Source organism: Thermomonas brevis (genome assembly GCF_014395425.1).
Classification (GTDB): domain Bacteria; phylum Pseudomonadota; class Gammaproteobacteria; order Xanthomonadales; family Xanthomonadaceae; genus Thermomonas; species Thermomonas brevis.
Window position 1 is genome coordinate 697,434 of record NZ_CP060711.1, and the last position, 21,989, is coordinate 719,422.

General features: G+C 69.8%; 21 protein-coding genes, 1 tRNA gene, 1 pseudogene and 1 riboswitch. Of the genes and pseudogenes, 10 read left to right on the top strand and 13 right to left on the bottom strand.

All coding sequences use genetic code 11. The features are described 5' to 3' along the window. Positions 1 to 4: 4 nt before the first annotated feature. Positions 5 to 799 carry an RNA methyltransferase gene (locus tag H9L17_RS03175; protein WP_187570918.1) on the bottom strand — a complete coding sequence of 265 codons (795 nt, stop codon included), beginning with the start codon at positions 797 to 799 and terminating at the stop codon, positions 5 to 7. A 96-nt stretch (positions 800 to 895) separates the two neighbouring features. Here H9L17_RS03175 and H9L17_RS03180 point away from each other — a divergent pair, with 96 nt between their 5' ends. Continuing rightward, positions 896 to 1,717, top strand: a complete 822-nt coding sequence (locus H9L17_RS03180; protein WP_187570919.1) for an inositol monophosphatase family protein — start codon at positions 896 to 898, stop codon at positions 1,715 to 1,717. Between the two features lie 91 nt (positions 1,718 to 1,808). Here the strand turns inward: H9L17_RS03180 and secF are convergent, their stop codons facing one another. The 4 genes and pseudogenes from secF to tgt all read right to left on the bottom strand — a co-directional run. Then, positions 1,809 to 2,771 (bottom strand): protein translocase subunit SecF, encoded by a 963-nt coding sequence (gene secF / locus H9L17_RS03185; RefSeq protein ID WP_187570920.1) that lies wholly within the window; start codon positions 2,769 to 2,771, stop codon positions 1,809 to 1,811. A gap of 13 nt (positions 2,772 to 2,784) precedes the next feature. Further along, the gene (gene secD / locus H9L17_RS03190; RefSeq protein ID WP_187570921.1) at positions 2,785 to 4,659 is read right to left on the bottom strand and encodes a protein translocase subunit SecD; all 1,875 of its coding nucleotides are present in this window, start codon (positions 4,657 to 4,659) and stop codon (positions 2,785 to 2,787) included. Between the two features lie 55 nt (positions 4,660 to 4,714). Continuing rightward, entirely contained in the window at positions 4,715 to 5,059 is a 345-nt protein-coding gene (gene yajC / locus H9L17_RS03195; RefSeq protein WP_187570922.1) for a preprotein translocase subunit YajC, read from the bottom strand. 171 nt (positions 5,060 to 5,230) lie between these two features. Beyond that, a pseudogene (gene tgt / locus H9L17_RS03200) lies at positions 5,231 to 6,369 on the bottom strand (tRNA guanosine(34) transglycosylase Tgt); the annotation flags it as partial. 54 nt (positions 6,370 to 6,423) lie between these two features. Here tgt and H9L17_RS16270 point away from each other — a divergent pair. Then, positions 6,424 to 7,428, top strand: coding sequence for a lysozyme inhibitor LprI family protein (locus H9L17_RS16270; RefSeq protein WP_187570924.1), 1,005 nt, complete (start codon positions 6,424 to 6,426; stop codon positions 7,426 to 7,428). On the opposite strand, the gene queA is transcribed toward H9L17_RS16270, so the two are convergent. Continuing rightward, positions 7,405 to 8,463 carry a tRNA preQ1(34) S-adenosylmethionine ribosyltransferase-isomerase QueA gene (gene queA / locus H9L17_RS03210; RefSeq protein ID WP_187570925.1) on the bottom strand — a complete coding sequence of 353 codons (1,059 nt, stop codon included), beginning with the start codon at positions 8,461 to 8,463 and terminating at the stop codon, positions 7,405 to 7,407. The genes H9L17_RS16270 and queA overlap by 24 nt on opposite strands. A 152-nt stretch (positions 8,464 to 8,615) precedes the next feature. Continuing rightward, positions 8,616 to 9,047, bottom strand: a complete 432-nt coding sequence (locus H9L17_RS03215) for an Lrp/AsnC family transcriptional regulator (protein ID WP_187570926.1) — start codon at positions 9,045 to 9,047, stop codon at positions 8,616 to 8,618. A gap of 140 nt (positions 9,048 to 9,187) precedes the next feature. On the opposite strand from H9L17_RS03215, the gene H9L17_RS03220 reads away from it, so the two are divergent. Beyond that, positions 9,188 to 10,681, top strand: a complete 1,494-nt coding sequence (locus tag H9L17_RS03220; RefSeq protein WP_187570927.1) for an aminotransferase class III-fold pyridoxal phosphate-dependent enzyme — start codon at positions 9,188 to 9,190, stop codon at positions 10,679 to 10,681. A 147-nt stretch (positions 10,682 to 10,828) separates the two neighbouring features. Further along, the gene (gene upp, locus H9L17_RS03225) at positions 10,829 to 11,461 is read left to right on the top strand and encodes a uracil phosphoribosyltransferase (RefSeq protein ID WP_187570928.1); all 633 of its coding nucleotides are present in this window, start codon (positions 10,829 to 10,831) and stop codon (positions 11,459 to 11,461) included. A 114-nt stretch (positions 11,462 to 11,575) separates the two neighbouring features. Here the strand turns inward: upp and H9L17_RS03230 are convergent, their stop codons facing one another. The 5 genes from H9L17_RS03230 to rsmD all read right to left on the bottom strand — a co-directional run bounded on the left by H9L17_RS03230 (position 11,576) and on the right by rsmD (position 16,019). Beyond that, positions 11,576 to 12,466 (bottom strand): MBL fold metallo-hydrolase, encoded by an 891-nt coding sequence (locus H9L17_RS03230; protein ID WP_187570929.1) that lies wholly within the window; start codon positions 12,464 to 12,466, stop codon positions 11,576 to 11,578. A 25-nt stretch (positions 12,467 to 12,491) separates the two neighbouring features. Next, positions 12,492 to 14,213: a gamma-glutamyltransferase gene (gene ggt / locus H9L17_RS03235; protein ID WP_187570930.1), complete on the bottom strand. Its 1,722-nt coding sequence runs from the start codon at positions 14,211 to 14,213 to the stop codon at positions 12,492 to 12,494. A 137-nt stretch (positions 14,214 to 14,350) separates the two neighbouring features. Next, positions 14,351 to 14,839: a hypothetical protein gene (locus H9L17_RS03240; RefSeq protein ID WP_187570931.1), complete on the bottom strand. Its 489-nt coding sequence runs from the start codon at positions 14,837 to 14,839 to the stop codon at positions 14,351 to 14,353. Between the two features lie 59 nt (positions 14,840 to 14,898). Continuing rightward, a complete protein-coding gene (gene coaD / locus H9L17_RS03245) occupies positions 14,899 to 15,399 on the bottom strand; it encodes a pantetheine-phosphate adenylyltransferase (protein WP_187570932.1) in 501 nt (166 codons plus the stop codon). Continuing rightward, positions 15,396 to 16,019, bottom strand: coding sequence for a 16S rRNA (guanine(966)-N(2))-methyltransferase RsmD (gene rsmD, locus H9L17_RS03250; protein WP_187570933.1), 624 nt, complete (start codon positions 16,017 to 16,019; stop codon positions 15,396 to 15,398). The genes coaD and rsmD overlap by 4 nt, the downstream gene beginning before the upstream one ends. A 60-nt stretch (positions 16,020 to 16,079) precedes the next feature. On the opposite strand from rsmD, the gene ftsY reads away from it, so the two are divergent. From ftsY to H9L17_RS03270, 4 genes are all read left to right on the top strand, one after another. Next, on the top strand, positions 16,080 to 17,201 hold the full coding sequence (ftsY, locus tag H9L17_RS03255; RefSeq protein WP_187571840.1) for a signal recognition particle-docking protein FtsY: 1,122 nt from the start codon (positions 16,080 to 16,082) through the stop codon (positions 17,199 to 17,201). 63 nt (positions 17,202 to 17,264) lie between these two features. Next, positions 17,265 to 18,542, top strand: a complete 1,278-nt coding sequence (locus H9L17_RS03260) for an AsmA family protein (RefSeq protein ID WP_187570934.1) — start codon at positions 17,265 to 17,267, stop codon at positions 18,540 to 18,542. A 131-nt stretch (positions 18,543 to 18,673) separates the two neighbouring features. Beyond that, the gene (gene mutY / locus H9L17_RS03265; RefSeq protein WP_246455255.1) at positions 18,674 to 19,708 is read left to right on the top strand and encodes an A/G-specific adenine glycosylase; all 1,035 of its coding nucleotides are present in this window, start codon (positions 18,674 to 18,676) and stop codon (positions 19,706 to 19,708) included. Beyond that, positions 19,705 to 19,974: an oxidative damage protection protein gene (locus tag H9L17_RS03270; protein ID WP_187570936.1), complete on the top strand. Its 270-nt coding sequence runs from the start codon at positions 19,705 to 19,707 to the stop codon at positions 19,972 to 19,974. The genes mutY and H9L17_RS03270 overlap by 4 nt, the downstream gene beginning before the upstream one ends. Here the strand turns inward: H9L17_RS03270 and H9L17_RS03275 are convergent. Next, positions 19,956 to 20,384 (bottom strand): DUF6491 family protein, encoded by a 429-nt coding sequence (locus H9L17_RS03275; protein WP_187570937.1) that lies wholly within the window; start codon positions 20,382 to 20,384, stop codon positions 19,956 to 19,958. The two genes, H9L17_RS03270 and H9L17_RS03275, sit on opposite strands and share 19 nt — an antisense overlap. 154 nt (positions 20,385 to 20,538) lie before the next feature. On the opposite strand from H9L17_RS03275, the gene H9L17_RS03280 reads away from it, so the two are divergent. Both H9L17_RS03280 and H9L17_RS03285 read left to right on the top strand, forming a co-directional pair. Then, positions 20,539 to 20,614 (top strand) — tRNA-Phe (locus H9L17_RS03280). Positions 20,615 to 20,663: 49 nt separating this feature from the next. Then, positions 20,664 to 21,797, top strand: a complete 1,134-nt coding sequence (locus H9L17_RS03285; RefSeq protein ID WP_187570938.1) for a phosphotransferase enzyme family protein — start codon at positions 20,664 to 20,666, stop codon at positions 21,795 to 21,797. A gap of 45 nt (positions 21,798 to 21,842) precedes the next feature. Further along, positions 21,843 to 21,938: riboswitch (TPP riboswitch) on the top strand. Positions 21,939 to 21,989: the final 51 nt, after the last annotated feature.

A 21,989-nucleotide genomic window follows, 5' to 3' on the forward strand; every position in this document is an offset into this window, starting at 1 on the left:
CAGGCTAACCGATTTTTCCGATATCGGAAGCCTCTCCCGCCAAACGCGCCATCCGCTGCGCATCGGCCAGCACGCCGCGCAGCAGGCGGATCTCGGCGCTGTCGAGGTTGGCGCGCAGATAGAGCCGGCGCAGCTTGCGCATCGCCGACTCGGGCGCGCGGCCCTTGTGGAAATCGATCTGGTCGAGCGTCTCGGCGAGCTGGCCGAACAAGCCCTCCAGCTCCGCGTGCGAGGCCGCGCCCTCGCCCGGCGGCGGCGTGCGCACGTCAGTGGTTGCCGCGCCCGCGTCGCCCAGCAGCGCGCAGCGCAGCTCGTAGCTGAGCACCTGCACGGCGGCGGCGAGGTTGAGCGAGCTGAACGCCGGGTCGGACGGGATGTGCACCGCCGCGTGGCAGAGCTGCAGTTCCTCGTTGTCCAGGCCGGTGCGTTCGCGCCCGAACACCAGCGCCACCGGCCCGCCGGCCGCCGCGACCACGGCACGGGCGGCGGCGTCGCGCGGATGCAGCGGTTCCAGCTGGATGCGCCGGCTGCGCGCGGTGGCGCCCAGCACCCATTGGCAGTCGGCCACCGCCTCGGCCAGGCTGGCGAACACCGGCGCGGCCTCGACCAGGTCGTCCGCGCCCGCCGCCATCGCGTGGGTGTCGCGGTCCGGCGCCTTCTCCGGCGCCACCAGCATCAGCTTCGACAGCCCCATCGTCTTCATCGCCCGCGCCGCGGAACCGATGTTGCCGGGATGCTGGGTGCCGACCAGGACGATGCGCAGGCGGTCGGCGATGGCCGGATTCGATGGTGCATTCATGTGCGAATGGTAAACTTTGCAGCCCGGCCGCTGCGCCGGGATTCGCTCTTTTCCGCCGTCGTCCCCTTCACCTCACTCCACCGAGGCGCTTTCGCCATGCAAAAACCCGTCGTCAACGTCATGGTCAAGGCGGCCCGCGCGGCCGGGGGCGTACTTCTGCGCAACATGAATCGGCTCGACGCGATCAACGTGATCGAGAAGGATCGGCTGGACTACGCCAGCGAAGTGGACGAGCAGGCCGAGCAGGCGGTGGTGAAGGAGCTGCGCCGCGCCTACCCGGACGCGGCCTTCCTCGGCGAGGAAGGCGGCGCGCAGGGCCGCAAGGGCGGCGCGCTGTTCGTGATCGACCCACTGGACGGCACCAGCAACTACCTGCACGGCTTCCCGCACTGGTGCGTGTCGATCGCCATGGTCGAACAGGGCGAGGTCCAGCACGGCGTGATCTTCGACCCGCTGCGCAACGAGCTGTTCACCGCCAGCCGCGGCAGCGGCGCGGTGCTCAACGACCGCCGCATCCGCGTCTCCGAACGCAAGGACCTGGACGGCGCGATGCTCTCTACCGGCTTCCCGCCGCGCGAGCGCGAACGCGCGCCGGCGCAGCTGGAATGCGTGCGCGAACTGCTGCGCAGCATCGAGGACATCCGTCGCACCGGTTCGGCCGCGCTCGACCTGGCCTACGTGGCCTGCGGCCGCAGCGACGGCTATTTCGAGGCCGGGGTGAAGCCCTGGGACATCGCCGCCGGCGTGCTGCTGGTGCGCGAGGCCGGCGGCCGCGTCTGCGACTTCCGCGGCGCGGCGACCGGTCCGCTGGACGCACGCGGCATCCATGGCCGCCAGCTGCTGGCCGGCAACCAGAAGCTCAGCGCGGAACTGCAGAAGGTCATCGTGCAGTCGGGCTACGCCGCCGCGTTCAACTGATCGCGGTCTCGCTGTTCCGCAAAGAAAAAGGCCGCGCACTGCGCGGCCTTTCTTTTTCCCCTCTCCCCGCATCGCGGGGAGAAGGAAATGCTCAGGGCCGGCGCGCCAGCTCCGCGTGGTCCTTCGCCTTCGGCATCAGGTCCTGCTTGGTCACCCGCAGCGGGCCCATGGTCAGCAGCGCGCCGGAGATGAAGATCGAGGACAGCGTACCGATGATGATGCCGATCATCTGCGACTCGGCCATGCCCTTCAGCGAATCGCCGCCGTAGATGTACAGCGCCACCACGGTCAGGAACGCCACGAACGAGGTGATCACGGTGCGCGACAGGGTCTGGTTGACCGACTTGTTCAGGATCTCCACCGGGTCGGCGCGCAGGCCGCGGAAGTTCTCGCGGACGCGGTCGAACACCACGATGGTGTCGTTGATCGAGAAACCCATCACCGACAGGATGCCGGCCAGCACGTTGAGATCGAACTCGTGCCCGCTGACCGCGAACCAGCCGGCGCAGACCACGACGTCGTGCATGGTGCCGATGATCGCGGCGATCGCGAACTTCTTCTCGAAGCGCAGCGAGATGTAGACCAGGAAGCCGATGATCACGAACAGCACCGCGTACAGTCCGTTCAGGGCCAGGTCCTTGCCGACCTGCGCGCTGATCACCGAGCTGCTGCGGCGGGTGGCCGGGTTGCCGTCCAGCGAGGCCGCCTTCGCCACCGCGTCGCCGATGCTGCTGGCCTGGTCGGGACCGCCTTCCTTCTGCTCGTCGGCCTGCAGGCGCACCAGCAGGTCGTTGCCGCTGCCGAAGTTCTGCACCTGCGCGCCGCGGAAGCCGGCCGCGTCGAGCTGGTCGCGCACGGTGTCGACATCCGGCGCCTTGTCGTAGCGCAGCTCGACGCCGATGCCGCCGGTGAAGTCCAGCGCGAAGTTGAAGCCCTTGGTCGCCATCGCGCCGACCGCGACCAGCATCAGCAGCAGGGCCACCGACAGCGAGACCCAGCGCATCCGCATGAAGTCGATGTTGCTGTCGTACGGGAACACATTGAACGGTTTCATCTGGCGTGCTCCTTTAGATCGCGACCGACTTCAGCTTGCGCTTGCCGCCGTAGATCAGCGTGGCGATGCCGCGCGAGACCGACACCGCGGTGTAGGCGGAAGTAATGATGCCGAGCATGGTGGTCATGCCGAAGCCCTTCAGCGGGCCGCTGCCGAACGCGAACATCGCGAGGCCGGCGAGGAAGGCGGTGACGTTGGCGTCGAGGATGGTGCCGGACGCGCGGTCGTAGCCCTCGGCGATCGCTTTCTGCACCGGCAATCCCAATCGCAGTTCCTCGCGTATGCGCTCGTTGATCAGCACGTTGGCGTCCACCGACATGCCCACCGTCAGCGCGATGCCTGCAAGGCCCGGCAGGCTCATGGTGGCGCCGATCACCGACATCAGCGCGAACACCATCAACAGGTTGATCAGCAGCGCGAGGCAGGTGATCAGGCCGAACATGCGGTAGTAGATCAGGAAGAAGCCCAGCGCGAAGATGAAGGAGAAGCCCACCGCTTTCAGGCCGCGGTCGATGTTCTCCTTGCCGAGGCTCGGGCCGATGGTGCGCTCGTCGACGAAGTCCATCGGCGCCGCCAGCGCGCCGGCGCGCAGCAGCAGGGCCAGGTCCGAGGCTTCCTTCATGCTTTCCAGGCCGGTGGTCTGGAACTCCTTGCCCAGCGTGCCCTGGATGGTGGCGACCGAGATGACCTGCTCGTTGGTGCGGGTGGTGTGCACCTCCTGGCCGTCGATGATCTTCACCTCGGGGATGCGCTCGATGTAGACCACCGCCATCAATTTGCCGACGTGAGCGCTGGAGTAATCGAACATGCGCTGGCCGCCGATCGCGTTCAGGCGCACGCGCACCGCCGGGGTGCCGCTCTGCGAATCGAAGAACGAGGACGCGCTCTGCAGCTGCTCGCCGGAGGCGATCACGCGCTTGTTGAGCAGCACCGGCATCGGCTTGCCGTCGGGGCCGATTTCCTTGCGGTTGTAGATGCGGGCTTCCGGCGGGACGTTGCCGCTCTCGCGCGCCAGCACCGCATCATTCGCCTCGCCAACCACGCCGCGGTATTCCAGCGTCGCGGTGGCGCCGAGGATGCGCTTGGCCTGCGCGGTGTCCTGCACGCCCGGCAGCTGCACCGCCACGCGGTCGGCGCCCTGGCGCTGGATGATCGGCTCGGCCACGCCCAGCTCGTTGATGCGGTTGCTGAGGGTGCCGATGTTCTGCTGCACCGCGTCGGTCAGGATCTTGTTGAGCTCCGCCTCCGGGATGCGGACGCTGATGGTCTCGCCCTGGGCGTCGAGCTGGTAGGTCGGCATGTCGCGCACGATCAGGCGCTGCGCCTCGGCCACGTTCTGGCCGGCGCCGAGCTTGGCGACCACGGTGCCGCCGGCGGTCGGCTCGACCGAGACGTAGCGGATGCGGTTGTCGCGCAGCAGGCTGCGGATGTCCTCGGCGGTGGCCTCGAAGCGCTTGGTCAGCGCGGCCTGCCGGTCCACCTGCATCAGGAAGTACACGCCGCCGCGCAGGTCCAGGCCGAGGAACATCGGCTTGGCGCCCAGCCGCTGCATCCAGGCCGGCACGGTCGACGCCTGGTTCAGCGCGACCACGTAGCTGCTGCCCAGCTCGTCGCGCACCACGTCGGCGGCGCGGGTCTGGTCGTCGTCGCTGGCGGTGCGCACCAGCAGGTTGCCGTCGCGGTCGATCTCGGTGCCGATGGCCTTCACCGACGCCTTCTTCAGCGCGGCCTCGACGCGCGCCTTGAGCGCGTCGTCCACCCTCGCGCCGCGGTTGGCGGTGATCTGCACGGCGGGATCCTGCGGGAACGCGTTAGGCACCGCGTACAGCACGCTGAGCGCCAGCGTCAGCAGGATCATCAGGTATTTCAGGCGGGAATATTCGAGCATCGCGGCACCCCGCGCACGCCCCCACGGGCGCGCGCCTCTTGCGGCAGGAAAAGGATCAGGCGGACTTCAGCGTGCCCTTGGGCAGGACGCTGGCGATGGCGCCCTTCTGCACGCGCAGCTGCACGCCGCTGGCGACTTCGACGGTGATGAAGCTTTCGCTCAGGCCGACCACGGTGCCGGCGATGCCGCCGCTGGTGATGACCTCGTCGCCCTTGGCCAGCTTGTCCAGCATGGCCTTGTGCTCCTTCTGCCGCTTCATCTGCGGGCGGATCATCAGGAAGTACATGATCGCGATCAGGATGACCGGGAACAGCAGGGTGGACATCATGCTGCCGCCTGCGGCGGGGGCGCCGGTGGCCTGGGCATGGGCGGCGGGGATCAGGAAATCGAGCGGGTTCATCGGGGAATCCGTGTCAGCGAAACAAGGGAGCTGGCCGAGGCCAGCCGGGGATTATGCCATGCCCAGCTTGTCTCCTCCCCTTGCGAAGCAGGGGGAGGCCGGGAGGGGGTTGCTCTTTTCGGTATTTGGCGCGAAGAGCATCCCTCCCCAACCCTCCCCTTCGCTACGCGAAAGGGAGGGCGCTAAAGCCGGCGCGCGGCGTAGAAGGACTCGCGGAACGCCGCGAAAGTTCCGCCGGCGATCGCATCGCGCATCTGCGCCATCAGCCGCTGGTAGTAGCGCAGGTTGTGCAGGGTGCCCAGGACCGGCCCCAGCATCTCGTTGCAGCGGTCGAGGTGGCGCAGGTAGCTGCGGCTGAAGCCGCCGGCGCAGGCCACGCAGTCGCAGCCCTCCTCGATCGGCCGCAGGTCGTGCTCGTACTGGGCGTTGCGCACCCGCACCACCCCGGTGGAGGTGAAGAAATGGCCGTTGCGGGCGTTGCGGGTCGGCATCACGCAGTCGAACATGTCGATGCCGCGCGCCACCGCCTCCACCAAGTCCTCCGGCCGGCCCACGCCCATCAGATAGCGCGGGCGATCCTGCGGCAGCTGCGGGCAGGTGTGGTCGAGCATGGCGTTGCGCTCGTCCTCGCTCTCGCCGACCGCCAGCCCGCCGACCGCATAGCCGTCGAAGCCGATCTTCTGCAGGCCCTCCGCCGACAGCGTGCGCAGGTCGTGGTGCACGCCGCCCTGGACGATGCCGAACAGTGCCGCGTCGTTGCCCTCGTGCGCGCGCTTGCTGCGCTCCGCCCAGCGCAGCGACAGTTCCATCGACTTCTCGACCACCCGCCGGTGCACCGGCTGGCCGTCCTTGCCGTTCACCGGCGGGCACTCGTCGAAGATCATCACGATGTCGCTGCCCAGCACCTTCTGGATGTGCATGGATTCCTCGGGCCCGAGGAACACCTTGCGGCCGTCGGTGGGCGCGGCGAAGGTCACGCCCGCCTCGGTGATCTTGCGCCGGTGCGCCAGCGAGAACACCTGGAAGCCGCCGGAGTCGGTCAGGATCGGCCCGTCCCAGCGGGCGAAGCCGTGCAGGCCGCCGTGCGCCTCGATCACGTCGAGTCCGGGCCGCAGGAACAGATGGAAGGTGTTGCCGAGGATGATCTGCGCGCCGAGGTCGCGCACCTGCTGCGGCAGCACGCCCTTGACCGAGCCGTAGGTGCCGACCGGCATGAACGCGGGCGTCTCGATGACGCCGCGCGGGAAGGTGATGCGGCCGCGGCGGGCTGGGCCATCGGTGCCGAGCAACTGGAAGGACATTCGGGACATGCGCTTATTATCGCCGACATCGTGCCCCCCCACCCGGCGCGCAATGGAGTTGCGATGCGCCTTGCTCTCGGCCTGCTGCTGGTCTTTCTGGCCGCGCCCATATCAGCCGCCGACCAATGGCCCTACGAGACCGAGTGCCGGAAATGGGCGGATGTCGCGATTCCGCAGCAGGACATCGGCACCGCGCCGACGGACTGCGACACGCGCTCGCTGTACTACGGCGAAGACGGCCACGGACGGGGCCGCGACGACGCGGCGGCCCGCCGCTGCGCCTACCGCGCGCGCGCTGCCGGCGACGCCGATGCGTTCGACGGCAGCGGGGCGCTGATGATGCTCTATGCCAACGGACGGGGCGTGGCCCGGAACATCCCGCTCGCCAAGCGCTTCGCCTGCGAATACGAAGGCGCACCGGCGGAGGTCGAAAGCCGGCTGGAACATCTCGATGCCATCGCCAGCGGCAAGGACAAGGCGTCGCTCGACATCTGCGACGACATCACCAGCGGCATGATGGGCGGCGTCTGTGCGCGGCGGAATGCGGATTTCGCCCGCGTCATCCGCAGTGAACGCCGGGACGCACTGCAGGCGAGCTGGACGCCCGCGCAGCGCGCGGCCTTGGCTGCTCTGCTCAAGGCGGCGGACGCCTATTTCGAGAGCGCCTCCTACAATGAGGAGGACATGAGCGGCACCGCGCACGGCGCGTTCGCGGTGGAAGCTTACGAACGGCTCGACATCGCCCTGCTCCGCGACGTGGAACGCTTCGAGACGGGTATCCGCCCCGACGAAAAGGCGGCCGACTTCCCGGCTGCGGACAAGGCGCTCAACGCCGCGTATCGACGCACGCTGGCCGCGCTCGACGCCGGCAAGGGCGACGGCGCTTTCGGCGAATACGGCACCATCCGGTCAGAAGGCGTGCGCGAAACCGAACGCCTGTGGCTGCGCTACCGAGACGCATGGGTGGCGTTCGCAGCGACGCGCTACCCGGACACTGCGGCGGATATCTGGCGCGCATGGTTGAGCCGGGTGCGCGCCAAGGCGCTATCGGAGATCGCCAGATCCTGATTCGCCCTCGCCGGGCCACAGCAGCATCGCATCGCCGTAGCTGAAGAAGCGGTAGCGCTCGCGCACTGCGTGTTCGTAGGCGGCGAACATCCGCTGCTTGCCGGCGAACGCGGACACCAGCATCAGCAGCGTGGATTCGGGCAGGTGGAAATTGGTCATCAGCGCGTCGATGCTGCGGATGCGGTAGCCGGGGAAGATGAAGATGCTGGTGTCGCCGGCGAACGGGCGCAGCTCGCCATCGACCAGCGCACTCTCCAGCGCGCGCACCACGGTGGTGCCGACGGCGATCACCCGACCGCCGGCCGCGCGCGTGCGCCGCACCTGCGACACCAGCTCCGCGCCGACGTTGATCCATTCGCTGTGCATGCGGTGGTTATGCACGTCGTCCACCCGCACCGGCTGGAAGGTGCCGGCGCCGACGTGCAGGGTGACGTGTCCGGTCTGCACGCCGCGCTCGCGCAGCGCCGCCAGCAGCGGCTCGTCGAAGTGCAGGCCGGCGGTGGGCGCGGCCACCGCGCCGGTTTCGCGCGCGAACACGGTCTGGTAGCGCTCGGCATCGGCGGCGTCCGGGCGGCGCTCGATGTAGGGCGGCAGCGGCAGCTGGCCGGCGTGCTGGAGCCATGCTTCCAGCGGGCCCTCGACTTGGAAGCGCAGCTGCCAAAAGCCGTCATCAAAGCGCGCCAGCACTTCCGCTTCGCCGCCCGCGTCCAGCGCGATCCGGCTGCCGGGCTGCGGCGGCTTGCTCACGCCGAGCTGCGCGCGCGCCTCGTTGCCGGGCAGCAGGCGCTCGATCAGGATCTCCACCCGGCCGCCGGTGGCCTTGGCGCCGAACAGCCGCGCCGGGATCACCTTGGTGTCGTTGAACACCAGCAGGTCGCCCGCGCGCAGCAGCGACGGCAGATCGCGCACGTGCAGATCGGCGAAGCACGCATCGCCCGGCGGCACGTGCAGCAGGCGGCTGGCGGAGCGTTCGGGCAGCGGGGCCTGCGCGATGAGTTCCTGCGGCAGGTCGTAATGGAAATCGGAAGTTTTCAAGGAATGAAGCCGGTGGCTGTTCCGTCATTCCCGCGAAGGCGGGAATCCAGTGGCTTTCATGCCTGTGCGGCAAACACCAAGACGCTGGATTCCCGCCTTCGCGGGAATGACGGGCAAAAGCGGAAAATGCGGTGCGTAGTCTAATCGCTCGGTCAGCGCTCGAACTTCGTCGAAAGAATGATCGAGGTATTGGTGCGCTCCACCCCGTCGACCGCGCCGATGCGGTCGGTCAGCACGTCCATCTCGCCCACCGTGGCGGTCACCGCCAGCGCGATCAGGTCGTGGCCGCCGCTGATCGAATACAGCACGCGCACCTCGTGCATGGCCTGCAGCGACTTCACCACCGCGGTCATCTGCTTGGGCCGCAGGGTGATCAGGATGTGCGCGCGGATGCGGTTGCGCTCCAGTTCGTCGTCGATGCGCACCGTGTAGCCGCGGATCACGCCCTGCTGCTCCAGCCGAGCGATGCGGTTCTGCACGGTGGTGCGCGACAGGCCCAGCCGGCGGGCGATGTCGGCGGTGGCGGCGCGGGCGTCCTCGCGGAGCAGGGACAGCAGCTGTTCGTCGGCGGGCGAAATACGCATATCGACGAATGATACTGGCGATCCGCCCAAAATGCCCGTCGTTCAAGGCGAATCCACCCTACCGAACGACGCCGAACCCGCGATAATTGGAGACTTGCGCCAGTCGCCATCCTGCGGCCCGGCCCCGAAGGGAGACCCTCATGAGCCTGATCGACACCCTCGCCCCGCTCCGCGCCCACGGCAAGGCCCGCACCACCGGCCTCACCGACGCCATCGTCCTCGACTTCGCCGCGCGCGACGCGCAGCTGGGCGAGGCCGTCGCCGCCGCCGCGACCGAGTACGAGCGCATCCGCGCCGAGTTCCCGGAGCTGCTGGACCTGGACGAGGACGCGCAGGCGCGCGAGGTGCAGGCCGGCTTCGTCAACTTCTACGCCGCCGACGCCGCCAACCCCTACGTCGCGCTGACCGCGCGCGGCCCGTGGATCGTGACCCTGAAGGGCGCGGTGCTGTACGACACCGGCGGCTACGGCATGCTCGGCCTGGGCCACGCGCCGCAGGCGGTGATCGAGGCGATGGCCAAGCCGCAGGCGATGGCCAACATCATGACCCCGAACGTGTCGCAGCTGCGCTTCGCGCGGGCGATGCGCAAGGAGATCGGGCAGACCGCCGGCGGCTGTCCGTACACCGCCTTCATGTGCCTGAACTCCGGCTCCGAGTCGGTCTCGCTGGCCTCGCGCATCGTCGACGCCAACGCCAAGTCCCTGACCGACGCCGGCGCGCGCCACGCCGGCAAGGCGATCAAGCGGCTGGTGGTCAAGGGCGCCTTCCACGGCCGCACCGAGCGCCCGGCGCTGTATTCCGATTCCAGCCGCAAGACCTACATCCAGCACCTGGCCAGCTTCCGCGGCGAGGATTCGGTGGTCACCGTGCCGCCGTACGACATGGACGCGCTGCGCAAGGCGTTCGCCGACGCCGACGCCAACGGCTGGTTCATCGAGGCGATGTTCCTCGAACCCGTCATGGGCGAAGGCGATCCTGGCCGCAGCGTGCCGGTGGCCTTCTACAACCTCGCCCGCGAGCTGACCGCGGCGCACGGCAGCCTGCTGCTGGTGGACTCGATCCAGGCCGGCCTGCGCGCCACGGGCTACCTGTCGATCGTCGACTATCCCGGCTTCGAAGGCATCCAGGCGCCGGACATGGAAACCTATTCCAAGGCGCTCAACGCCGGCCAGTATCCGCTGTCGGTGGTCGCCGTGACCGAGCGCGCCGCCGACATCTACAAGCGCGGCCTGTACGGCAACACCATGACCGCCAACCCGCGCGCGCTGGACGTGGCCTGCACCGTGCTGGGCCAGCTCACCCCGGCGCTGCGCGCCAACATCCAGCAGCGCGGGCGCGACGCCATCGCCCTGCTGGAAGCGCTGAAGGCCGAGCTGGGCGGGCCGATCACCAAGGTGCAGGGCACCGGCCTGCTGTTCTCCTGCGAGCTGACCAAGGAGTTCAAGGGCTACGGCGCCGGTTCCACCGAGGAATGGATGCGCGAGCACGGCATCGGCGTGATCCACGGCGGCGAGAACTCGCTGCGCTTCACCCCGCAGTTCGCGGTCACCGAGGACGAGATGAAGCTGGTGGTGTCGATGGTGAAGCGCGCCATCCTCGAAGGCCCGCGCGTGGCCCAGGCCGCCGCGGCCTGAAGCCGGGCTTCATCGGCAGCGCGATCCGGAGGGCGGCCAATGGCCGCCCTTTTCGTTGCGTGGCGACGCGCTGGTCCTGCCCCCAGGATTCATCGCAGAAGGCGAAAGACCGAGCCCGATCCCGCGCAATCGATTAGCCTTGCCGCCATGAAAACCATCGCCGTCGACCATCCCCTCGTCCGCCACAAGCTCGGCAAGCTGCGCGACATCGCCACCGATCCGGTGCACTTCCGCCAGATCGCCGGCGAGATCGCCGCCCTGCTCGCCTTCGAAGCCACCCGCGACCTGCCGACCGAGCCGCACGTCGTGCAGACCTGGGCCGGGCCGCTTACGGTGGAGCGCGTGCGCGGCGAAGACCTGACCCTGGTGCCGATCCTGCGCGCCGGCCTCGGCTTCCTGCCCGGCGTCCAGGAACTGCTGCCGGCCGCGCCGGTCAGCGTGATCGGGCTGCGCCGCAACGAGGCGACGCATCGCCCGGAAGGCTATTACCAGCGCCTCGCCGACCGCATGCCCGAGCGCACCGCCCTGCTGATCGACCCGATGCTGGCCACCGGCGGCAGCGCCGCGGCGGCGATCGAACTGCTGAAGGACGCCGGCTGCACGCGGATCAAGTGCATCTTCCTGGTCGCCGCGCCGGAAGGGCTGCGCGTGCTGGAAGACGCGCATCCCGACATCGAGGTGTACGTGGCCGCGATCGACGAGCGGCTGGACGAGAACGCCTACATCCGGCCCGGTCTGGGCGATGCGGGGGATCGGCTGTTCGGCACGCCGGTGGATTGAATCGTTCTGCTGCCGGGGAGCAATGTCGGGTTCGGCAGACGTGATGCAACGCCTGCGCTTCGTACCCTCATCCGTCCTTCGGGCACCTTCTCCCGGAGGGAGAAGGCAAAGGCGTCACGCCGCCAGTTGCCTTGCGTGCAATTCGGCGTGTTCGTGCGCGGTGCCGAACCGGCCCTTCTCGTCCCGCACCACCTGCGCCAGCGCGCAGCCGGCATCGTGGGTGAAGAACAGGCGCACATCGCGAGCCAGCTTGTCTTCCAGGAACGCGCGCTTCTCGTCGATCAGCAGTTCGGCGTTGCGGTCGTAGCCCATGGTGATCGGCACGTGCACCCACGGCCGGCCGGGAATCAGGTCGGCGCAGAACACCACGCCGCCGTGCGCCTCGCCGTCGACCGTTTCCGGCCCGACGATCTCCGCCAGCAGCAGCCCCGGCGTGTGGCCGTCGCTGTGGTGGAAGCGCACGGCGTCGCCCAGCGCCCGCGAGAAGTCGCCGTCCACCAGCTCCAGCCGGCCGCTGGCTTCCAGCAGGGCCGGCAGCTCCGGGATGAAGCTGGCGCGGTCGCGCGGATGCGGGTGCAGCGCGCGCTCCCAATGCGTCTTGCCGACCACGAAGGTGGCGTTGGGAAACAGCAGCTCCGGCGGGCGCCCTTCCGCCCACGGCGCCAGCAGGCCGCCGGCGTGGTCGAAGTGCAGGTGCGAGAGCACCACCACGTCGATGTCTTCGTGCGAGAACCCGGCCTGCGCCAGCGACTCCAGCAGCACGTGGTTCTCCTCGACCACGCCGTAGCGTTCGCGCAGCGCGGGCGGGAAGAACGCGCCGATGCCGGTTTCGAACAGCACGGTCTTGCCGTTCAAGGGCGAAGCCAGCAGCGCGCGGCAGGCCAGGTCGATGCGGTTGCGCGTATCGACCGTGGTCCAGCGCTCCCACAGCGCGCGCGGCGCGTTGCCGAACATCGCGCCGCCGTCGAGCTTTTGCGAATTGCCGAGGATCGACCAGAGTTTCATGGCGGCGAGTGTAGGCGGCGGCGCGTTACGGCGACGGCAGGACCGTAGCCTTGCTTTCCGGATAGCGCGGGTCGCTGCCGCCCAGCAGGCGGCCGTTGCGGCGATCCCATTCCACCGTCTCCAGGTTGCCCCAGACGTGGCTGGAGCCGCGCCCGCCTTCGGCCTCGTCCGGCGGCAGCTCCAGCGTGTGGCCCATCGCGCGCAGCGCCGCCGCGGCCTCGGCGGAAATCGCCTTCGGCTCGGCGTCGATCACGTCCGGCAGCCACTGGTGGTGGTAGCGCGGCAGCGCGGCGACCTGCTTGGCATCCAGCCCGGCGTCGTAGCCGAGGATGCCCAGCAGCACCATGGTGATGATGCGGCTGCCGCCCGGCGTGCCGAGCACCGCCACCTTGTCCGGCGATTCCATGAAGGTCGGCGTCATCGAGCTGAGCATGCGCTTGCCCGGCTTCGGCGCGTTGGCATCAAAGCCCATCACCCCGAACGCGTTGGGCGTGCCGGGCTTGAGCGCGAAATCGTCCATCTCGTCGTTGAGCAGCACGCCGGTGCCGGGGGCGACCAGACCGGAGCCGTACAGCAGGTTCACGGTCTGGGTGGCGGCGACGCGGTTGCCGTCGGCGTCGATGATCGAGAAATGGGTGGTTTCCTCGTCCTCCAGCGGCGTCGGCGCGCCGGACAGCAACGCGCTGGGCGTGGCCTTGTCGGGATTGATCGAGGCGCGCAGGCCGGCGGCGTAGGCCGGGCTGGTCAGCAGCTTCTGCGGCACCTGCACGAAGTCGGGATCGCCGAGGTAGAAGGTGCGGTCGCGGTAGGCGCGGCGCATCGACTCGACGATCAGGTGCAGCCGCTCCGCCTCCGGCATCGCCTTGAGGTCGTAGGGCTCCAGGATCTGCAGCATCTGCGCCAGCGCGATGCCGCCCGAGGACACCGGCGGCGCCGTCACTATCGTCCAGTCGTGGTAGCGGAAGCGGATCGGGTCGCGCTCCTTCACCGCGTAGCCGGCCAGTTCGGCCAGCGTCCACTGCCCGCCCTGCGCGTTGACGCCGGCCACCAGCTTCTTCGCGGTGGCGCCGCGGTAGAAGCCGTCGAAGCCCTGCTCGGCCAGCCGCTGCAGCGTGTTCGCCAGGTCGGGCTGGCGGAACAGGTCGCCCTCGGCGATCGGCTTGCCGTTCGGCGAGAACACCGCGCGCGTGCCGGGATAGCGGTCCATCACCGCGCGCTTGACCGCGTAGCCGCGCGCCATCCGCCCGTACACCGGGAAGCCCTCGCGGGCGATGCGGATCGCCGGCGCCAGCGACTGCTTCAGCGGCAGCCGGCCGTATTTCTCCGCCACGTGCACCAGCATCGCCGGCAGGCCGGGAATGCCGGCCGACCACGGGCCGTTCTGCGCGCGGTTGCTGTCCAGCTTGCCGTCCTTGTCGAGGAAGCGCTCCGGCGTGGCCGCGGCCGGCGCGGTTTCGCGTCCGTCCACGAACACGTCGCGCCCGCTCTTCGCATCGTGCAGCAGCCACAGTCCGCCGCCGCCGAGGCCCGAGCTGATCGGCTCCACCACCGACAGCGTCGCCGACACCGCCACCGCCGCGTCGAAGGCGTTGCCGCCCTCGCGGACGATCTCGAGGCCGGCGTCGGTCGCCAGCCCGTGCGCGGAGGCGATGGCGGCGCCGGGCGGATGCGCCGGATCGGCGGACGGCTGCGCCGCCGCGGACAGCGGCAGCAGCAGGGCGAACAACAGGACCACGGCTTGCTTCATTGCGTCACTCCTTCCCGCAGGTACTTCCCGCAAAAGAAAAGCGGGAGTCCGGCATCGCCGCACCGGGACGCCGGCTCCCGCCTTCGCGGCGATGCCGATCGCGAGGCGCGGCGGTCAGCCCGGCCGCGCCGCGATCGTCACTTCGCTTCTTCGAAGATGTAGTTGACGCCGGCCGGTTCGACCGCCGCCTTCACGCGCTCGCCCAGGATCGGCGTGCCGATGAAGACCACCTTGACGCCCTTCATGGTGCCCGCGCCGACCGACTTGAACGCGGTCTCGATCATCTCGACTTCCTTCTCCGGCGCCGGCGAGGCGAACACCAGCATGTTGCCCTCGGTGATGCCGCGGCCCAAGTCCTGTTCCAGCTTCTCCACCTGGCGCTCGTACTTGCCGGCGAAGTCCTCGGAATCGGGCATGGGCAGGAAGTAGACGTACGGGCTGTTGGTGATGCCGCCCATGTGCGGGGTCAGCTTGTACTGCAGGTAGGGCACCCAGTCCTTCTGTTCGCCGCTGGCCGGCAGCGGGACGGCGGCCACGGCCTCCACCTTGGGGGCCTCTTCCTTCTTGCAGGCGGTGAACGGCAGCGCGAGGCAGGTGATGACGAGCAGGCGGGACAACGTGTTCATGGGCTTTTCCCCGGGCAATGCGATGGATGGAGACAACGTCGGTGTTGCGGCGCGCGGATTCATTTCGGTCCGCCCCGCCATTGCGCTTCGAGCGCCGTCGCGACGGCGGGCGGCACGAAGCCGGACACGTCGCCGCCGAGGCGCGAGATCTCGCGCACCAGCGACGACGAAATGAAGCCGTACTGCTCGGCCGGGGTCAGGAACAGGGTCTCGACCTCGGGGATCAGGTGGCGGTTCATGCTCGCCATCTGGAACTCGTATTCGAAGTCGGACACCGCGCGCAGGCCGCGCAGCAGCACGCCCGCCCCGATCTCGCGGACGAAGTGCGCCAGCAGCGAATCGAAGCCGCGCACCTCCACGTTGGGATGGTGGCCCAGCGCCTCGCGCGCCAGCGAGACCCGCAACTCCAGCGGCAGCGCCGGGCCCTTGGTGGGGCTGGCGGCCACGCCGACGATGAGTTTCTCGAACAGCGGCGCGGCCCGCGCCACCAGGTCCAGATGGCCGTTGGTGATCGGGTCGAAGGTGCCGGGATAGACCGCGATGCGTGCCGCCACGCTCATGTCGTCAAGGTGTCGCCGCTGCCTGCAATGGCCGGCAGTGTAACCCGCCGGTACAGGGCATAGCGCACGTCGCGGGTGCCGTTTTCGCGATGCAGCGCCCAGTCCGCAGGCAGCGCCGGCGCGTGCCCGGCCGGGCTTTCCAGATACAGCCAGGCGTCGGCGGCCAGCCGCGACGGCAGCAACTCCAGCACCGCCGGCCACAGCCCGGCGGCGAACGGCGGATCGACGAAGGCGATGTCGTAGCGCGGGCCGGTGTCGTCGCGCAGGAAGGCCAGCGCGTCGCCGCGCCGCACCGCGACCCGGCCCTCCGCATCGAGACGCGCCGCCGCGTCCGCGAGCGCCTGCGCCAGCCGTGGATCGGCTTCCACCAGCTGCACCGATGCCGCGCCGCGCGACGCGGCCTCCAGGCCCAGCGCGCCGCTGCCGGCGAACAGGTCCAGCACCCGCGCGCCCGGCAGCACCGGCTGCAGCCAGTTGAACAGGGTTTCGCGGACGCGATCGGAGGTCGGCCGCAGGCCGGGCCGGTCGGGCACCGGCAGGCGCGTGCCGCGCCAGCGCCCGCCGATGATGCGGACACTGCCGGGACGGCCCGCGGGCGTGTTCGCGCGGCCGGCGTTCATCGGGACGAAATGGGGGCGAGTGCTACCATGCGCGCCATTCTCCGACATTCCCACGGCCACATGGTCAGCTGGTTCCGCCGCAAGAAACCCGACGCGCAAGACACCACGCCGGAAGCGGCCCAGCCCACTGCCCCGACCGTCGAGCCGGTCGTACCCACGGACGAAGCAGCGGCGCCGGAAGCGGCCCGGATGCCGGATGTCCCTCCGCAGACACCGGAACCCGACGCATCCGCCATCGAGGCTCCGGCGGAGGCTTCCGCGAAAACCGGCGGCTGGCGCGAACGCCTGCGCGGCAGCGCCTTCGCCCGCACCTTCAGCGGCCTGTTCTCGCGCAATCCGCGCCTCGACGACGACCTGCTGGACGAGATCGAAACCGCCCTGCTCACCGCCGACGTCGGCGTGGCCGCCAGCACCCAGCTGGTCGAGTCGCTGCGCAAGCGGATGAAGGCGCGCGAATTCGCCGACGCCAACGCGCTGCTGAAGGCGCTGCGCGCCGACCTGATCGCGCTGCTGAAGCCGGTCGCGCTGCCGCTGCACATCGACGCGTCGAAGAAACCCTTCGTCCTGCTCACCATCGGCGTCAACGGCGTCGGCAAGACCACCACCATCGGCAAGCTGGCACGCCGCTACAAGGACGAGGGCCGCAGCCTGATGCTGGCAGCCGGCGACACCTTCCGCGCCGCCGCCGTCGCCCAGTTGCAGGCTTGGGGCGAACGCAACGGGGTGGCCGTGGTGGCGCAGGGCCAGAATGCGGATGCCGCCTCGGTGGCGTTCGACGCCTTGCAGGCCGCGAAGTCGCGCGGCGTCGAGGTGCTGATCGCCGACACCGCCGGCCGCCTGCACACCCAGGGCGGGCTGATGGACGAACTGGCGAAGGTCGCGCGCGTGCTGCGCAAGCTCGACACCGAGGCGCCGCACGAGGTGCTGATGGTGATCGACGGCACCACCGGCCAGAACGCGATCAACCAGGTGCGCAAGTTCAACGAGAAGATTCCGGTCACCGGGCTGGTGGTCACCAAGCTGGACGGCACCGCCAAGGGCGGCGTGTTGTTCGCGCTGGCCCGCGAGTTCGGCATCCCGATCCGCTACGCCGGCATCGGCGAACGTCCGGAAGACCTGCGGGTGTTCGACGCCGAAGCCTTCGTCGATGCGCTGCTGCCGGGTGAACTGGGACAGGTCTGACGCGGCATCGCCGCGACGGCCCCTGGCGCATGATGCCGTGCCATGGACGGCAGCCCTGACGCCATGAAGCACGATCCGAACCCCGCGCCGCCACGGCCCGTCCTGCGACGGCTGTTGCGGCTGGCCGCGATCCTCGCCGCGCTGCTGCTGGGCTTCGTGCTGCTGGCCGGCTGGCTGCTGCAACCGCAGCGCGCGGGCCGCTATCTGCTGCATCTGACCGGCGATGCGCTCGGGCTGGAGATCGGCGCAGGCAGCATCGACTACCGCCTGCGCGGCACGCCGCAGCTGGTGCTGGAAGACGTGGCGGCAAAGCGCCCCGGCGACAACGCCGCCCTGCTGCGCGCGAAGCGCGTGTTCGTCTCGCTGCCGTGGCGCACGCTGCGCACGCGCGGTAACGACCTCACCGTGCGGCGCATCGAACTCGATGCGCCGGTGCTGGACGTTCCCGCGCTGCAGCGCTGGCTGGCGACGCGTCCGCCGGGCAAGGAAACCCGCATCCCCGTCCTCACCGACGGCCTGCGCGTGCGCGACGGCCGCATCGACAACGACGACTGGCGCATCGACGGCATCGCCATCGACCTGCCCGCGCTGCATCCGCAGCGCCTGCTGCGGATGCGCGTGCGCGGCCGCTACCTTGATCCCCCGATCTCGATGCCAGCCGACCTCGCCATCGCCGTCGCCAATCCGCAGCGGCTGCTGGACGGCAAGCCCAGCGGCGTGGCCGGCGTCGGCGCGCTGACGGTGGCCGATGCCGGCTGGCGCGTGCCCGCGCAGGTGTTCCTGTCGGGTCCGCTGCGGCTGGGCAAGGATTCCGCGCTGATGAAGCCGGCCAAGCTCGGCATCGCCGCACGTTACGTCTCGGGCGCGACCGTCGCGCTGTTCCGGCTCGGCCTGCACGCACCGATGGCCTTCAACAGCGCGACCTGGCGGTTCGTGCCGGTCACCGTCGTGCTGGACGGCGACGGCCTGGTGCCGGACGCGCGTGCGCGCGGCAGCCTGTCGGTGGGGCGCAGCCTGCGCCTGCATCTGGACGGCGCGCTGGCCGGCTGGCCGGACGCCTGGCCCGCGCTGCCGCCGCCGCTGTCGGCATCGACCTCGCCGCTGCCGTTCGCGCTGGACTACAGGGGCGCGCTGGCGTTTTCCGATCCCGCCTCGCTGTCGCTGCGCCGCGACGCCACCGCGCTCGACGCGCGCTTCCGCCTGCCGGAGGTGCTGGCGTGGCTGGATGCGGGTGGTCAGGGTTCGCCACTGCCCCCGCTGGCCGGCACGCTCTCCGCGCCGCGCGTCGAACTGGACGGCGCGACGCTGGAAGGCGTGGAAGTGGAACTCGGCGAAGAATGAACAACCGCAAGACGCCACGCACATCTCGTCGTCACGAGCACAGCGAAGAGCCCGCTTTGCCGTTGCCGGAAAAGCCTCGAAAGCAGGTTCTTCACCGCGCCCAGGGCGACGGCGAAAGCGCCAGGCGCGACATCGCCGGACGCCTGCTCGCCTGGTTCGACCGCCACGGCCGCTTTGATCTGCCCTGGCAGCATCCGCGCACGCCGTACCGCGTCTGGCTGAGCGAGATCATGCTGCAGCAGACGCAGGTGTCGGTGGTGACCGGTTACTTCGACCGTTTCATCAAGGCACTGCCCGACCTGTCCGCGCTGGCGCATGCCCCGCAGGACGACGTGCTGGCGCTGTGGTCCGGCCTCGGCTACTACGCCCGCGCCCGCAACCTGCACGCGGCGGCGAAGCTGTGCGCGGAGCACCACGATGGCGACCTGCCGCGCGACCTCGATGCGCTCGTCGCCCTGCCCGGCATCGGCCGCAGCACCGCCGGCGCGATCCTGTCGCAGGCCTGGGGCGATCCCGCGCCAATCCTCGACGGCAACGTCAAGCGCGTGCTGTGCCGGGTGTTCGGCATCGACGGCTGGCCGGGCATGCCGGTCGTCGAGAAGCGGCTGTGGTCGATCGCCGAAACGCTATTGCCGCAGACGCGGCTGGCCGACTGGACGCAGGCGCAGATGGACTTCGGCGCGACCCTGTGCACCCGCGCCAATCCCGCCTGCGCGATCTGCCCGCTGCAGGACGTCTGCGTGGCGCGGATCGAAGGCCGCATCGGCGAGCTGCCGGCGCCGAAGCCCGGCAAGGCGCTGCCGCAGCGCGAGGCGCTGATGCTGATCGTCGAGGATGCCGATGGCCGCGTGCTGCTGTGGCGCCGCCCGCCGACCGGCGTATGGGCGTCGCTGTGGTCGCTGCCGCAGCACGAGGACATTATCGAGGCGCAGGCATGGTTCGAGCGCCACCTCGACGGCGATTTCGCCGCCGCGCGCGCCCTGCCCGCACTCGACCACGGCTTCTCGCACTACCGCCTGCGCATCCAGCCGCACCTGATCGCCGTCAACGGCCCGCGCGCCGCCATCGGCGATAATCCCGACCTGCGCTGGGTCGACCGCGCGGAACTGACCGCCATCGGACTGCCCGCGCCGGTGCGGAAACTGCTTCAGGAGCTAACCGAATGACGCGCAACGTGCACTGCGTGGTGGACGACATCGACACCGAAGGGCTGGACTTCCCGCCCTGGCCCGGCGACGCCGGCAAGCGCGTGTTCGAGCAGGTGGGCAAGCCAGCCTGGCAGCGCTGGCTTGCGCACCAGACCATGCTGATCAACGAGAACCGGCTCTCGCCGCTGAACCCGCAGCACCGCGCCTTCCTTGAAGGCGAGATGCTGAAGTTCCTGTTCGGCGGCGGCGCCGACACGCCTGCCGGTTACGTGCCGGAAGCCTGAGCCTTCGGCTTCTCGCGCAGCGCGTTCTCGCCCGCGCGCACCGCCTTGATGTCGAGCGGGCGGATCTCGCGGATCTGGCAGCTGATCTGCGAACCCGGCACGATCACCTTGTCGAACGGCGTCAGCGTGATGCCGTTCGCCGTGGACACCTGCAGGAACGGCGAACCGCTGCCCCAGTTGAGGCACGGGCCGGCCAGGGTGAGCAGCCAGCTTTCGTTGGGCCGCATCTCCAGCACCACGTGCTGGTCGTCCACGCGATCCCAGCCGATGGGATCGAGATAGCGCACCTGCTTCACCGGCGCGCCGGCATGGGCCTGGTACAGGGCCAGCCGATCCGTGTCGCTGATCGGATTGCCGGCGCAGGCGGACAGGCAGAGCGCGGCGAGGGCCGCGGCGAAAACCGCTTTCATGGCGCACCTCCAAAGGTTCGGGACGACCGCCATCATCCGCGATCGAGGCTCAACGCCGCCTTAGCCGACGGGCTTGCCTGCCCGTCCGTTCATCGCGCGGACGGCTTGCCCAAGCCGCCGGCACCCCGTATCATGCGCGGCTCGCAACACCTTTGGCTCGGTAGCTCAGTTGGTAGAGCAGGGGATTGAAAATCCCCGTGTCGGCGGTTCGATTCCGTCCCGAGCCACCATTTCGCAACGCCCAGCCCCGCGCTGGGCGTTTTGCTTCATGGGGCCGCCATGACCGCCAGCAACCACCGCATCCACGGCTGGAGCGGCGACGAGATCGCAAGGCGCAACCCGCCGCTCGACGCCGCGGACGTGCAGGCGTTGCTGGCCGGCTTCGCGCCGCTGCGCGGGCCCGCGCGCATCCTCTGGCACAGCCCGCGCCCATTCTCCGCGGCGGCGCGAGTGCGGACGCCCGCGGGCGAAGTCTTCGTCAAGCGCCAGCACGTCCGCGTGCGCACGCCGCAGGCGCTGGCGGAGGAGCACGCCTTCATCGCCCATCTGCGCGACGGCGGTCTGCCGGTGCCACAGATCCTGGTGAACGACCACGGCGACACCGCGATCCAGTGCGGCGACTGGGTGTACGAGGTACATGCGCCGGCCGTCGGCATCGATCTGTACCGGGACGTGCCCTCATGGACGCCGCTGCTGCGGCTCGACCATGCGCGCAGCGCCGGCCGCATGCTGGCGCGGCTGCATCGCACCGCCGCCGGTTTCGTCGCACCCACGCGCAGCGCTTCGCTGCTGGTCGCGCGCGACGACGTGCTGCGCGCACCGGATTTCTTCGACGCCATCGAGGCGCGGTGCGCGCGGCGTCCCGCGCTGGCCGGCTATCTCGCGAAACGCGACTGGCGCGGCGAAGCGTCGGCGCTGGCCGCACGCCATCGCCGCGTGCAACCGCAGCTGGCGAGCCTGCCGCGCCTGTGGACGCACGGCGACTGGCACGTCTCCAACCTGTTCTGGAGCAGCGAAGGCGACGACGCGGCAGCGGCCTCCGTCCTCGACTTCGGGCTGTGCGCGCCCACCTTCGCCCTGTACGACCTCGCCACCGCGATCGAGCGCAACGCCGTCGCCTGGCTGCAGCTTGAACAGGGCATGCGGGCGGTGTTTCCGGAGACGGCGCAAGCGTTGATCGCGGGCTACGCCGAAGTGCTGCCGCTGGATGCGGCGCAACGTGCGCTGCTGGCCGAATTGCTGCCGCTGGTGCACGTCGATTTCGCGCTGTCGGAGATGGACTATTTCCTCGGGGTGCTCGGCGCGGAAGAGCAGGCCGACATCGGCTGGCGGGACTTCCTGCTGGGGCACGCGGCGTGGTTCGACACCGCTGCCGGACGCGCGCTGCTGGACGCGATCCACGCCACCGCCTGAGCCGCGGATTCACGTCCCATGCGGGGATTCGTGGTTTAATCGCGCCCACTGAAGCGGGGGTGCCCGGCGTCGCCGGGCTGAGAGAGTCCCTTGGAACCTGATCCGGTTTGCACCGGCGTAGGGAGCTTGATTGACGCAGCCTGTCCGCGCGGACGGCGGCGTGCCGTCGCTTCGACCTCCCCACCGAAGGCG